Genomic DNA, 12,626 nt, shown 5'->3' with positions numbered 1-12,626 from the left:
CACGTCCGGTCAGCGCGGGAAGGCGCTCGCCCGCCACGCGCCCGCGCCGCGTTGCCGGAGCCCCTCGGCCGCCGGTCCGCGCAGCCGCCGGGAATGGTCGGCCCAGCGCGAGGGCCGGGCGGCGGCGTGCTCCTCGGCCCGGGCCCGCGCGGCGGCGGCGGTCCGCGCCCGGGCGGTGAGCACGGCCACGAGCGCCGCGATCTCCTCGGCAGTCGGCTCGCCCCGGACGACCCGCAGGAACGGGGCGCGCGTCGAGTCCTCTCCGGCGGTGCTCACAGTGGTATGTTCCCATGCTTTTTGGGCGGCAGGCTCTTGCGCTTGTCGCGCAGCGCGCGCAGGGCCTTGATGACCTGGCCGCGCGTCTCGGACGGCTTGATCACCGCGTCGACGTAACCGCGCTCGGCCGCGACGTAGGGATTGGCCAGCCTGTCCTCGTACTCGGTGATCAGCTCGGCGCGGCGCGCGTCGGCGTCGTCGGCCGCGGCCAGCTCGCGCCGGTAGAGGATGTTGACCGCGCCCTGCGCGCCCATGACGGCGATCTGCGCGGTCGGCCAGGCCAGGTTGATGTCGGCGCCGAGGTGCTTGGAGCCCATGACGTCGTACGCGCCGCCGTACGCCTTGCGCGTGATCACCGTGACGAGCGGCACGGTCGCCTCGGCGTAGGCGTACAGGAGCTTGGCGCCGCGCCGGATGATCCCGTTCCACTCCTGGTCGGTGCCGGGCAGGAAGCCGGGCACGTCCACGAACGTCAGCACCGGGATGTTGAACGCGTCGCAGGTGCGCACGAAGCGCGCCGCCTTCTCGGAGGCGTCGATGTCCAGCGTGCCGGCGAACTGCATCGGCTGGTTGGCGACCACGCCGACCGAGCGGCCCTCCACCCGGCCGAAGCCGACGATGATGTTGGGCGCGAACTGCTCCTGAACCTCCAGGAACTCGCCGTCGTCGAGCACGTGCTCGATGGCGGTGTGCATGTCGTACGGCTGGTTGGGCGAGTCGGGGATGAGGAGGTCGAGCCCGTCGCCGGCCTCGCCGTCGTCCGCCGCCGTGTCGAACACCGGCGCGTCGCCGAGGTTGTTGGACGGCAGGTACGACAGGAGCGCCTTGACGTACTCGATCGCGTCGTCCTCGTCGGAGCCCTGGTAGTGCGCCACCCCCGACTTGGAGTTGTGCGAGTGCGCGCCGCCCAGCTCCTCCATCGTCACCTCTTCGCCGGTGACCGTCTTGATCACGTCCGGCCCGGTGATGAACATGTGCGAGGTCTGGTCGACCATGACGATGAAGTCGGTGATCGCGGGGGAGTACACCGCGCCGCCCGCGCACGGTCCCATGACGAGGGAGATCTGCGGGATCACGCCGGACGCGTGCACGTTGCGCTTGAAGATCTCCGCGTAGAGGCCGAGGGCCACCACGCCCTCCTGGATCCGCGCGCCACCGGAGTCGTTGATCCCGATCACCGGGCAGCCGGTCTTGAGGGCGTGGTCCATGACCTTGCAGATCTTCTCGCCGAAGACCTCGCCGAGCGACCCGCCCGAGACCGTGAAGTCCTGGCTGAAGATCGCCACCGGCCGGCCGTCGACGGTGCCGTAGCCGGTCACCACGCCGTCGCCGTAGGGGCGGTTCTTCTCCATGCCGAAGTTGGTCGAGCGGTGCCGGGCCAGCTCGTCGAATTCGACGAACGAGCCTGGGTCGAGCAGCGCGTCGATCCGTTCCCGGGCGGTCATCTTGCCCTTGGCGTGCTGCTTCTCCACCGCGCGCGCGGAGCCCGCGTGCACGGCCTCGTACCGGCGCCGTTCCAGATCCGCGATCTTTCCGGCCGTGGTGTGGATGTCGATGTCCACGGCGGGTTCAGGGGCTTCCATCGCCATGGGGGTCAGGGTAACCGCACGCTGACCGGGGCCTCGCTACCGGGTCGTACGGACGCGGTGTCGGGTGCCGGTTCCGTGCCTCACTAGGCTGGTTTCCGTGGCTACGAACACGCGCGACACCCTCCGGCAGGACATGCCCGAACCGCTCCGCCGCGATGTCCGGCTGCTGGGCGCCATGCTCGGCGACAGCCTGGTCGAGTACGGCGGCAGGGAACTGCTCGACGACGTCGAACGGCTGCGCCACGCCGTGATCGCGGCCCGCCGCGGCGAGACCGGCATCGAGGACGTGGCGGCGCTGGTCGACGGCTGGTCGCTGGAACGTGCCGAACAGGTCGCGCGGGCGTTCACCGTGTACTTCCACCTCACCAACCTGGCCGAGGAGCACCACCGCGTCCGCACGCTGCGCGAACGCGACACCCGCGACGCCGAGCCGGTGCGCAGCTCGGTGGAGGCAGCCGTCGAGGAGATCCGCGCGGCGGGCGGCGACCGGCTCGCGGAGGTGATCGAGGGGCTGGAGTTCCGGCCGGTCTTCACCGCGCACCCGACCGAGGCACGCCGCCGCGCCGTCGTGACCGCGATCCAGCGCATCAGTGACCTGCTGACCCGGCTGAACGCCGAGCCCGGCGCGGGCGAGAGCGACGAGCTGGAACGGCGGCTGCGCGAGGAGATCGACCTCCTCTGGCGCACGGCGCTGCGCCGCCACGCCCAGATGGACCCGCTCGACGAGGTCCGTACCGCGATGGCCGCGTTCGACGAGACGATCTTCCGGGTGGTGCCGCGGATCTACCGGTCGCTGGACGCCGCACTGGACCCGGAAAGGGCCGGGGCGCGCCCGCCTCGCGTCCGCCCCTATCTCCGCTTCGGCAGCTGGATCGGCGGTGACCGCGACGGCAATCCGTATGTGACCGCCCAGGTCACGCGTGAGGCCGTCATGATCCAGGCGGACCACGTGCTGCTCGGCCTGGAGCACGCCTGTACCCGCATCGGCCGCGAGCTGACCGTCCACGAGGGCACCACGCCGCCCTCGGCCGCGCTCCGCAACGCGCTCGCGGCGGCGCGGACCGGCCAGCCGGGACGCATCCGCGAGATCGCCAAGCGTTCCCCGGAGGAGCCGCACCGCCAGTTCCTGCTGTACGCGGCGGACCGGATCGCGGCGACGCGCGAGCGCGACGCCGACCTGGCCTACGGCTCGCCCGACGACCTGCTCGCCGACCTGCGCCTCGTTCAGGACTCGCTGGTCGAGGCCGGGGCCGACCGCCAGGCGTACGGCAAGCTTCAGGACCTGATCTGGCAGGTCGAGACGTTCGGGTTCCACCTGGCCGAGCTGGAGATCCGCCAGCATAGCGAGCTGCACGAGAAGGCCCTCGCCGAGCTGCGCGGTGGCGGTGAGCGCAGCGAGATGACCGAGGAGATCCTCGACACCCTGCGCGTGGTGGCCTGGATCCAGCGGCGCTTCGGGGTCCGGGCGTGCAGCCGCTACGTCGTCTCGTTCACCCGTTCCGAGCAGGACATCGCCAACGTCCACGAGCTGGCCGCCTCGCTCGGCGCCGACCACGCGCCCGTGCTCGACGTGATCCCGCTGTTCGAGACCGGCGAGGACCTGGAGCGCGCGCCCGCCGTGCTCGAAGGCATGCTGGCGATCCCCGCCGTCCAGCGGCGGCTGGCCGGCACCGGACGGCGCATGGAGGTCATGCTCGGCTACTCCGACTCGGCCAAGCAGCTCGGTCCGACCAGCGCCACCCTGCGGCTCTACGACACCCAGGAGGCGCTGACCGCGTGGGCGGCCCGCAACGACGTCAAGCTGACCATGTTCCACGGCCGCGGCGGCTCACTCGGCCGCGGCGGAGGCCCCGCCAACCGCGCGATCCTGGCGCAGGCGCCGGGCTCGGTCGCGGGCCGGTTCAAGGTCACCGAACAGGGTGAGGTCATCTTCGCCCGGTACGGCCACCCGCAGATCGCCCGCCGCCATGTCGAACAGGTCACCAACGCCATCCTGATGGCGTCCACCGACGCCGTGCAGGACCGTGCCCGCGAGGCCGCGGCTCGGTTCCGGCCGCTCGCCGACAAGATCAGCGACGCGGCCCGCGCCGCGTTCCGCGAGCTGATCGAGACCGAGGGGTTCGCGGAGTGGTTCGCCCGCGTCAGCCCCCTGGAGGAGATCGCGGAGCTGCGCATCGGCTCCCGCCCGTCCCGGCGCAAGGCCGCCCGCGGCCTGGAGGACCTGCGGGCCATCCCGTGGGTGTTCGCCTGGACGCAGACGCGCGTCAACCTGCCCGGCTGGTACGGCCTGGGCAGCGGGCTCGCGGCCGTCTCGGGCGACGGCGCCGACCTGGGCGAGCTCCAGGAGGCGTACGACGCGTGGCCGCTGTTCGCCACCCTGCTCGACAACGCCGAGATGAGCCTGGCCAAGTCCGACCGCGCCATCGCCGAACGCTATCTCGCGCTCGGCGGGCGGCCCGAGATGGCCGAGGCCGTCCTCGCCGAATACGACCGCACACGATCCCTCGTCCTCGCGGTCACCGGCCATCAGCGCCTGCTGGAGAACCGCAAGGTCCTGTCGCGGGCGGTCGAGCTGCGCAACCCGTACGTGGACGCGCTCTCGCACCTGCAGCTGCGCGCCCTGTCCGCGCTCCGCGACGGCGTCACCGACGAGGCCGAACGCGGCCACCTGGAGGAGCTCCTGCTGCTGTCGGTGAACGGCGTGGCGGCAGGCCTCCAGAACACCGGCTGAGGTCAGGGCCAGTCGGGCGTGCGCTTCTCGTTGAACGCGGCGATGCCCTCACGGCGGTCGGGCGAGAACGCGACCGTGCGCCAGGCGTTCTCCTCCACGTCCAGCGCCGAGGGCAGGTCCTTGCCCGCGCCGAGGCGCATGGCCCGCTTGGCCGCCCGTACCGCGGTCGGGGAGTTGCGCGCGATCAACGCGGCCAGCGTCCGTGCCGCGTCGCCCGCCGTCCCGGCCGGAACCCGCCGGTCGACCAGCCCGTACGCCTGCGCCTCCTCGATGCCCAGCCGGCGGCCGGTCAGCACCAGATCGGCCGCCCGGCCGGGCCCGAGCCGCCGCAGCGCGAGCTGCGTTCCGCCGCCGCCCGGCACCAGACCCACGCCGACCTCCGGCAACCCGAACACCGCGGTCTCGTCGGCCACGATCAGGTCGCACGACAGCGCGAACTCGCACCCGCCACCGAGCGCGTAGCCGTGCACCGCGGCGACGACCGGCTGCGGCAGGTCCAGCACCGCGCCGAACGCGGCCCGGAAGACCGGGCGCTGCGCCATGATCTCCTCGTCGGTCATGGCGTTGCGTTCCTTGAGGTCGGCACCGACGCAGAAGGCCTTCTCACCCGCCGCGCTCAGCACCACCGCCCGCACCGAACGTTCGGCGGCGACCTCGGCGCACACGGCGGCGAGGCGCCGCGCCATCGCCGTCGACAGCGCGTTCAGCGCCTCCGGCCGGTCCAGCACGATCTCAGCGACGTGTTCGTTCAGTTCGTCGCGCCGTAGCGTCACTCCATCCACGTCCGCCACTCTAGGGCGCGTTTCATAGGCCCCTGTCCTACTGCGCGACGCCCAGGCACGCGCCTCGCCGCGTTGTCGCCCCACCCCACCAAAACGCTCCGCAGAGCTCCGCGTTTCGGCGGGGACCCCGGACAAGCGGTCGACAGCCAAACCCGGGCTGACTCCCTCCTCCGCCTTGCGATGCACGCACCTGGACGCCGCTCGCTACGGACGCGACCTATGAAACACACCCTCGGCGCCAGTGATCGCGGGCGGGGTGGGGGATTGCCATCGGACGGCAGTGGGGTTGGATGGGACGGGTGAGCGAGTCCGCATATGGTGATCTTGGTCGGCCGCCGCTGCACGAGACGGCGCTGCGACGCGCGCTCGTCCGGGACGGCGGGCTCTGGCGGGACGTCCGCGTGGTCGCCGAGACCGGCTCCACCAACGCCGACCTCGCGGTGGCGGCGCGCGAGGGCGCCCCGGAGGGCACGGTGCTGGCCACCGAGCTCCAGACGGCGGGCCGCGGCCGCCAGGGCCGCCGCTGGGCGGCGCCCGCCCGTTCCGGCCTGATGTTCTCGATCTTGTTGCGGCCCGCGGTGCCGGTCGACCGCCTGGGCTGGATCCCGCTGCTGACCGGCGTGTCGGCGGCCTCGGCCGTACAGCGGATGACCGCCCGCGTGGAGGCCGGGGAGTTCGGCGAGGCACACGGCGACGTCGCCGTGGACGTACGGCTCAAATGGCCCAACGACCTGCTCGTCGGCGAACGCAAGCTCGCCGGGATCCTGGCCGAGCGGGTGGACGACGCAGTGATCGTGGGCGTCGGCCTCAACGTGAGCCTGCGCGAGGACGAGCTCCCCGTGCCCACCGCCACCTCCCTGGCGATCGAGGGCGCCCCCCTCGCCGACCGGGCGACCCTGCTGCGCGCGATCCTGCGGCGGTTCGAGGGCTGGTACCGCGAATGGACGGAGCTGGACGGTGATCCCGAGAAGAGCGGGCTGCGTACGGCCTACAAGGAACTCTGCGTCACCCTGGGCCGGACGGTCCGCGTGGACCTGCCCGGTGCCGAGACGCTGAGCGGCGTGGCCGGCGACGTGGACCACGCGGGCCGCCTGGTCGTCGGCGACCGCGCGGTGAGCGCCGGGGATGTGGTGCATGTCCGCTGAGGTCTGATCGCCTCGGCGGTGCCGAGTCTGCCACGATATGTCGCGGGGGAGGAGGTGCGGGAGATGGCTGAGATGCCGGACCCGAAGGAGATCGAGGAGCTTCTGCTCGGCGGCGAGCTGCGCTACACCCGGGTCGACGCCGTCCGCCTGTCGGGTGTGACGAAGGAGTTCTCCGGCCGCCTCTGGCGGGCCTTCGGCTACCCCTCCATGCCGGACGAGGCCATCGCCTACACCGAGGGCGACGTCGCCGCGCTGACCCGCATCAAGCGCCTCATGGACGACGGGGTGCTGGACGAGGAGGGCGTGATCCGGCTGGTCCGGGCGTTCGGCCAGACCATGACCCGGCTCGCCGAATGGCAGGTCAACCTCCTCAGCAGCATGATGGGCAACGAGGAACCCCCCACCAACGAGGCGGTCAAGATGATCGTCGAGATCGCCGAGAAGCACATCGACGACTTCGAACCGCTCGTCGTGCACGCCTGGCGCCGCCAGCTGGCCGCCGCGGGCACCCGCGCCATGGCGGCGGTCGCCACCCAGGACGGCGCCTCCCGCCTGCAGACCACGGTCGGCTTCGCGGACATGGTCTCGTTCACCCAGATGAGCCGCGAACTGGAAGAACTGGAGCTCGCCCGCGTCGTCGAACGCTTCGAGGAGACCGCCGCCGACATCGTCGCCGCGAGCGGCGGCCGCCTGGTCAAGACCCTCGGGGACGAGGTGCTCTTCAGCGCCGACTCCCCCCGCCTAGGCGGCGAGATCGCCCTCACCATCGCCGAGGCGATCAAGGACGAGACCGAGGTCCCCGACGTCCGCGTGGGCGTGGCCTACGGCCCCGTCCTCCCGCTGATGGGCGACGTCTTCGGCACCACGGTCAACCTCGCCGCCCGCCTCACCTCGCTGGCCCGCCCCGGCTCGGTCGTGATCGACGACGCCCTCGCCACCGAACTGGCCGACGACCCCGCCTTCGAGATCACCCGCATAGTCCGCCGCCCCGTCCGCGGCCTGGGCATCATCCAGCCTTTTGTTCTTCGCCGGTCCCGGCCTTGACCGCCTCGCCTGGCGGCTCATGGGCCAAACCGTGCCCGGGGCGAACGCGGCATCGCTTCGCGATCTTCGCGTGAAACTTCGCCTGCGGCTCGTTCCAGCTCAGCCAACGCGTTCGCGCGCGGGGTTGCGGTTGTCGGGCGGGAGACGAGAGAGACAAGCCCCCCACCCGTACGCCGGGCTGGGCTTGTTGGGGAAGGCCGATGTCGCTCCCCACGCGGGCCTGGGATGTCAAACGCCCAGGTAGGCGCGGGGAAGTGGAATCTCGTTTCGTGGACCACGTCCGGCAGAGAAAAGCGCCCCGGGCGAGAGCGCCGGGGCGCGGGAGGCCGCTAGGCCGCTAGGGCCCGAAAGCGATGGACTCAGACGGGCCAGAGGACACGTTGAGGCGGGCGTTGACCTGCGGCGGCGGTTACTGGAGGGTTTCGCGGAGGCGGGTGCCTTTGGCTTTGGCTTGGGCGTACAGGTCTTGCTGGAAGGCCTTCATCTTCGTCTGGAGGGCTTCGTCGGAGGCGGCCAGGATGCGGACGGCCAGGAGGCCCGCGTTGCGGGCGGCTCCGACGGCGACGGTCGCCACCGGGACTCCGGCGGGCATCTGGACGATCGACAGCAGCGAATCCATGCCGTCCAGGTACTTCAGCGGCACGGGAACGCCGATGACGGGCAGCGGGGTCACCGAGGCCAGCATGCCGGGCAGGTGGGCGGCGCCGCCCGCCCCGGCGATGATCACGCGCAAACCCCGGTCGGCCGCGTCCGTGCCGTACCGCATCATGTCGTGCGGCATGCGGTGCGCGGAGACGACGTCGGCCTCGTAGGGCACGCCGAACTCGTCCAGCGCCTCGGCGGCGGCCTTCATGACCGGCCAGTCGGAGTCGCTGCCCATCACCACACCGACCAGTGTCATCTCGGCCCCCAGCGAAGGTAGTCGGCGGCGTGGCGGGCCCGGGCACGGACGTCGGCGAGATCATCACCGAGCGCGGTGACATGGCCGATCTTGCGGCCGGGGCGCGCCTCCTTGCCGTAGAGGTTGACCTTGACGCCCGGATCGTGCGCCATGACGTGGATGTAGCGGGAGTAGACGTCCGGGTCGTCGCCGCCCAGCACGTTCGCCATCACGACGTACGGCGCCGTCGGCCTGGTGTCGCCGAGCGGCAGGTCCAGGACGGCCCGCAGGTGCTGCTCGAACTGGGAGGTGCGCGAACCCTCGATCGTCCAGTGGCCGGAGTTGTGCGGACGCATGGCCAGTTCGTTCACCAGGAGGCCACGGTCGGTCTCGAACAGCTCGACCGCCAGCAGGCCGGTCACGTCCAGTCTCTCGGCGATCTCCAGGGCGAGCCGCTGGGCCTGCGCGGCGAGCTCGTCGTCCAGGCCGGGCGCGGGGGCGATCACCTCGACGCAGATCCCGTTCTCCTGGACGGTCTCGACGACGGGGTACGCGGCGCCCTGGCCGTGCGGTGAACGGGCGACCAGGGCCGCCAGCTCGCGGCGGAACGGGACGTGCTCCTCGACCATCAGGCTCAGACCGCGTGCGAGGAGGTCTTGCACGAGATCGTCGTCCGGTCCGTCGAGCACCCAGACGCCCTTGCCGTCGTAGCCGCCCCGGGTGGCCTTCAGCACCACCGGCCAGCCGGTCTCGCGGGCGAACGCCTCGATGTCCGCCACGTCCCCGTACCGCGGGCAGGGCGCCCCGAGTGCGCTCAGCCGGTCGCGCATGATCAGCTTGTCCTGGGCGTGCAGGAGGGCGCCGGCCCCGGGCCGGCAGGGGATTCCGGCGGCCTCCAGGGCCTGGATGTGGTCCCCGGGCACGTGTTCGTGGTCGAACGTGACGACGTCACATCCCTTGGCGAACGCGGCGAGGTCGTCCAGAGAACGATCATCGCCGATCCGGGTGTCGGCGCAGACCCTCGCGGCCGACTCGCCGGGCGAACCGGCGAGCACCCGCAGGTTGACGCCGAGCCCGATCGCCGCCTGCTGGGTCATCCGGGCCAGCTGCCCGCCCCCGGCCATCCCCACGACGGGGCCCTGAGCTGGATCTCTCACGATGGAAAGGTTATCGGCCGCCAAAGAGTGAACGAACGTGGCGTCTCAAGCGTCGGACTGGGTGTGGCCGTCTGAACTCTGGGCAGGGAATCGCCCAGGTAGTGTGAAACGTTCATGTTCTGGCGTCCCGGGGGCACCATACGTCTATTCTCGTTGTGCCTTCGCAGCCACCGTGCAATAGCCGCAGCCCGGAAGGACTCCCCTTCGTGAGCCTCGTCGCCAACCTCTATCGCCGTTTCGCGCACATTGTGCACGAGCTCATGAAGTTCGGCAGCGTCGGCGCGGTCGCGTTCGTCATCACGATCGGGCTCAGCAACGTCCTGCACGCAGACTCCGGCCTCGGCATGGGCCCGCTGTCGTCGAACGCCATCGCCACGGTGGTCGCCACCACGTTCGCCTACGTGGCCAACCGCTTCTGGACCTTCCGGCACCGTGACCGCACCGGCCTCGGCCGCGAGTACGTGCTGTTCTTCGCGCTGAACGGCGTCGGACTGGTGATCACCCAGCTGTTCATCGGCTTCACCCACTACGTCCTGGACCAGACCGGCGCGATCGCCTACAACGCCGCGCTGATCATCGGGACCGGCGTGGCCACGCTGTTCCGCTTCTGGTCGTACAAGAAGTGGGTGTTCCTGCCCGTCACCTCGCCGCAGGTCGACCCTGCCTCCGGGCTCCCCGAGGCGGCCCCGGCGCCCGGTCACCAGCCGGTCAACGGGCACTCGCTGTCGCCGCTCGGCCGCCCGATCGACGCCCACCGGTCCGAGGGCGTCGCGGAGTACACCCAGAGCCACTGACGCTCAGGTGGGGCCGACGACCACCCGCTGCTCGGCCAGCTGGGCCTCGGCGGGCTGGCGCAGGAAGACGCCGAAGACTGCGGGCCTCGGCGACATCAGCTCCAGCCTGCCGCCGTCCACGATCGCGAGCGAACGGGCCAGATAGAGCCCGAGGCCCGTGCCCCGGCCGCTGCTGACGCTGCGTTCGAAGATCCGGTGCTCCAGCTCGGGCGGGATGCCCGGGCCCTCGTCGCCGACCTCCACCATGACCGAGCCGACGCCCGGCTTGGTGTTGATCGTGACGGTGCCGCCGCCGTGGACCAGCGAGTTGTCCAGGAGGGTGGCGATGATCTGGGAGAGCCCCTCGGGGTTGGTCATGCCGATCAGGCTCCGGTCGCCGGTGACGCGCAGCTCCCGGCCGTCGCGGCGGAAGATCGGCTGCCACTCCTCGACCTGCTGGGCGATGATGTCGTCGATGGGCAGGGCCGCGGCGGCGCCGGTGCGGTCGTGCCGGGCCCGGGCCAGGAGCTGTTCCACGACGGCGACGAGGCGTTCGGTCTGGGCGACGGCCGCGGCGCCCTCCTCGCGGACCACGTCGGGATACTCGGCCGCCTCGATCATCTCTTCCAGCCGCATGGACAGCGCGGTCAGCGGCGTGCGCAGCTGGTGGCTGGCGTCGGAGGCGAACTCGCGGCTGGCGGCCAGCAGGTCGGCGATCCGGACCGCGCTGCGGTCGAGCACCTCGGCCACCCGGTCGACCTCGGGAATCCCGTACCGCCGCCGTCGTGGCCGGGCGTTGCCCGAGCCGAGCCGGTCGGCGGTCTCGGCCAGATCGGTGAGCGGAACGGTCAGCTTGCGGGCCTGGAACATGGCCAGACCGACCGTCACGGCCATGCCGAGCGCGGCGAGGCCGCCGATGAGCAGCAGCTGCCGCAGCGCCTCGTCCTGCACCTCCGACGCCTCCTGGGAGACCTGGACGTGCACGCCCGACTGGGTCCGCGAGTCGGTCAGCAGGCCCGCGCCGTCCGGTGGCCGGGCGCCCGCGGTGATCACCTTGTTGCCCGGCATGGTGATCACGATGTAGCGGCCGTGGTACTCCTGCGCGATCTTCTCGCTGGTGATGTTCTGCCCGGACTCCAGGCTGAACAGCACGCCGCCGACGATCGAGGACGCCTCACGTTCCAGCGACTGCTGGGCCTCCTCGTAGATCAGCTTGTGCGTCGCGTACGCGAGAGGTATGCCGAGCAGGAGGATCGCGACGACCGCCACCGCGAGCGTCGAGAAGAGCAGCCGACGCCTCATCTGGCTCCTTAACGGGGTGAAGCCATGACCGTGCAGCCCTGCACCCGCGCCGCGTACGGCGGCGGCCCGGTGCAGGACTGCGTGATCAGGACGGGAAGCTAGTCGCCTCGCTCGAAACGGAACCCGACACCCCGCACGGTGGTGATGTAGCGCGGGCTGCCGGCGTCGTCGCCGAGCTTGCGGCGCAGCCAGGAAATGTGCATGTCGAGGGTCTTGGTCGAGCCCCACCAGTTGGTGTCCCACACCTCACGCATGATCTGTTCGCGGGTCACCACCTTCCCGGCGTCCCGGACCAGCACCCGCAGCAGGTCGAACTCCTTGGTGGTCAGCTGGAGCTCCTGGTCGCCCATCCAGGCCCGGCGCGACTCGGCGTCGATCCGCACCCCCTGGACGATCGGGGTCTCGGTGCTGCCGCGGCGCAGCAGGGCCCGGACCCGGGCGAGCAGTTCGGCCAGCCGGAACGGCTTGGTGACGTAGTCGTCGGCGCCGGCGTCCAGACCGACGACCGTGTCGACCTCGTCGGCACGGGCGGTCAGGATGAGGATGGGCACTCCGTGGCCCTCCGAACGGACCCGGCGTGCCACCTCGAGCCCGTCGAGCTCGGGCAGTCCAAGATCGAGGACGATCAGGTCCACGCCACCGCCGAGCGCACGCTCCAGGGCCTGCGGCCCGTCCGGGCTCACTTCGACGGTGTAGCCCTCTCGCCGGAGCGCACGGGCGAGAGGCTCGGAGATGGACGTGTCGTCCTCGGCGAGCAGTACTGAGGTCATGGACCGATCGTATGGCCATTCATGAACGTTTCCCGGCTACCGCCACGCTCTTGACCTGCGGTTTGCCACTCGTAGTACATCCATGAACACATACGTTTCGCAACGAAATGGGAAATAATCGCCACTCTTGCCCCACCAGTCCCTCTGGCGCGGCCCTCGTCGCGGTCCCCGGAACGG

General features: G+C 71.3%; 11 protein-coding genes. 4 read left to right on the top strand and 7 right to left on the bottom strand.

Annotated features, from left to right (window positions below; translation table 11 throughout):
• Positions 1 to 9: 9 nt before the first annotated feature.
• Both ABD333_RS34975 and ABD333_RS34970 read right to left on the bottom strand, forming a co-directional pair.
• Positions 10 to 276 carry an acyl-CoA carboxylase subunit epsilon gene (locus ABD333_RS34975; protein ID WP_344546832.1) on the bottom strand — a complete coding sequence of 89 codons (267 nt, stop codon included), beginning with the start codon at positions 274 to 276 and terminating at the stop codon, positions 10 to 12.
• Positions 273 to 1,865, bottom strand: a complete 1,593-nt coding sequence (locus ABD333_RS34970) for an acyl-CoA carboxylase subunit beta (protein WP_344546831.1) — start codon at positions 1,863 to 1,865, stop codon at positions 273 to 275. The genes ABD333_RS34975 and ABD333_RS34970 overlap by 4 nt, the downstream gene beginning before the upstream one ends.
• A 133-nt stretch (positions 1,866 to 1,998) precedes the next feature.
• Here ABD333_RS34970 and ABD333_RS34965 point away from each other — a divergent pair, with 133 nt between their 5' ends.
• Positions 1,999 to 4,596, top strand: a complete 2,598-nt coding sequence (locus tag ABD333_RS34965; protein ID WP_344546905.1) for a phosphoenolpyruvate carboxylase — start codon at positions 1,999 to 2,001, stop codon at positions 4,594 to 4,596.
• A gap of 2 nt (positions 4,597 to 4,598) precedes the next feature.
• Here the strand turns inward: ABD333_RS34965 and ABD333_RS34960 are convergent, their stop codons facing one another.
• On the bottom strand, positions 4,599 to 5,378 hold the full coding sequence (locus ABD333_RS34960; protein WP_344546830.1) for an enoyl-CoA hydratase/isomerase family protein: 780 nt from the start codon (positions 5,376 to 5,378) through the stop codon (positions 4,599 to 4,601).
• A 299-nt stretch (positions 5,379 to 5,677) separates the two neighbouring features.
• On the opposite strand from ABD333_RS34960, the gene ABD333_RS34955 reads away from it, so the two are divergent.
• Positions 5,678 to 6,523: a biotin--[acetyl-CoA-carboxylase] ligase gene (locus ABD333_RS34955; RefSeq protein WP_344546829.1), complete on the top strand. Its 846-nt coding sequence runs from the start codon at positions 5,678 to 5,680 to the stop codon at positions 6,521 to 6,523.
• 63 nt (positions 6,524 to 6,586) lie between these two features.
• Positions 6,587 to 7,567 (top strand): adenylate/guanylate cyclase domain-containing protein, encoded by a 981-nt coding sequence (locus ABD333_RS34950; RefSeq protein ID WP_344546828.1) that lies wholly within the window; start codon positions 6,587 to 6,589, stop codon positions 7,565 to 7,567.
• A 409-nt stretch (positions 7,568 to 7,976) separates the two neighbouring features.
• Here the strand turns inward: ABD333_RS34950 and purE are convergent, their stop codons facing one another.
• On the bottom strand, positions 7,977 to 8,468 hold the full coding sequence (purE, locus tag ABD333_RS34945) for a 5-(carboxyamino)imidazole ribonucleotide mutase (RefSeq protein WP_344546827.1): 492 nt from the start codon (positions 8,466 to 8,468) through the stop codon (positions 7,977 to 7,979).
• Positions 8,465 to 9,604 carry a 5-(carboxyamino)imidazole ribonucleotide synthase gene (locus ABD333_RS34940; RefSeq protein ID WP_344546826.1) on the bottom strand — a complete coding sequence of 380 codons (1,140 nt, stop codon included), beginning with the start codon at positions 9,602 to 9,604 and terminating at the stop codon, positions 8,465 to 8,467. The genes purE and ABD333_RS34940 overlap by 4 nt, the downstream gene beginning before the upstream one ends.
• Before the next feature lie 206 nt (positions 9,605 to 9,810).
• Here ABD333_RS34940 and ABD333_RS34935 point away from each other — a divergent pair, with 206 nt between their 5' ends.
• On the top strand, positions 9,811 to 10,398 hold the full coding sequence (locus tag ABD333_RS34935) for a GtrA family protein (protein WP_344546825.1): 588 nt from the start codon (positions 9,811 to 9,813) through the stop codon (positions 10,396 to 10,398).
• A gap of 3 nt (positions 10,399 to 10,401) precedes the next feature.
• Here ABD333_RS34935 and ABD333_RS34930 read toward each other — a convergent pair whose 3' ends face one another.
• Complete coding sequence (locus ABD333_RS34930) at positions 10,402 to 11,679, bottom strand: ATP-binding protein (RefSeq protein ID WP_344546824.1); 1,278 nt, start codon at positions 11,677 to 11,679, stop codon at positions 10,402 to 10,404.
• Positions 11,680 to 11,777: 98 nt separating this feature from the next.
• A complete protein-coding gene (locus ABD333_RS34925) occupies positions 11,778 to 12,449 on the bottom strand; it encodes a response regulator transcription factor (protein WP_151558558.1) in 672 nt (223 codons plus the stop codon).
• Positions 12,450 to 12,626: the final 177 nt, after the last annotated feature.

Origin of the sequence: Actinomadura fulvescens, from assembly GCF_039533225.1 — a bacterium.
GTDB lineage: Bacteria > Actinomycetota > Actinomycetes > Streptosporangiales > Streptosporangiaceae > Spirillospora > Spirillospora fulvescens.
Note: the sequence above shows the minus strand (reverse complement) of the source record. Positions and strands in the feature narration are given on the sequence as shown.